Genomic DNA, 441 nt, shown 5'->3' with positions numbered 1-441 from the left:
TTCGTAACGCATGGTCATCCGGCAACAGCCGATCACCCGGCACGCCCGCCGCTCGCTCATCCCGTGGCCCGTCACCAGATGCGCGACCGCTTGCCGCTTCGCGGCGGGCGCTACCACTTTTTTCCCAGGAGATCCTTCAGCGCCGCATTGTCGAGCATCGCATCCGCCAGCAGCCGCTTCAGACGGGCGTTCTCGTCCTCGAGCCCCTTCAGGCGCTTGGCCTCGCTGACATCCATGCCGCCATACTTGGCCTTCCATTTGTAGACGGTCGCATCGCTGACGCCGTGCTTGCGGCACAGGTCGGCTACGGAAACCCCCGCCTCGTGCTCTTTCAGAATGCCGATGATCTGGTCTTCGGCGAACCTGCTGCGCTTCATCTCTGGTCCTTTCGAATGGGCCAGAGTCTATCTCAAACTGGATTAGGCTGAGGGGGCAACGTCA

General features: G+C 62.1%; 1 pseudogene. It reads right to left on the bottom strand.

The window, feature by feature from the left end:
- A pseudogene (locus tag C5F48_RS24550) lies at positions 1–377 on the bottom strand (transposase); the annotation flags it as partial.
- Positions 378–441 lie beyond the last annotated feature (64 nt).

Source organism: Cereibacter changlensis JA139 (assembly GCF_003034985.1).
GTDB classification, from domain to species: domain Bacteria; phylum Pseudomonadota; class Alphaproteobacteria; order Rhodobacterales; family Rhodobacteraceae; genus Cereibacter; species Cereibacter changlensis.
This window is presented reverse-complemented; position numbering and strand designations above follow the sequence as displayed.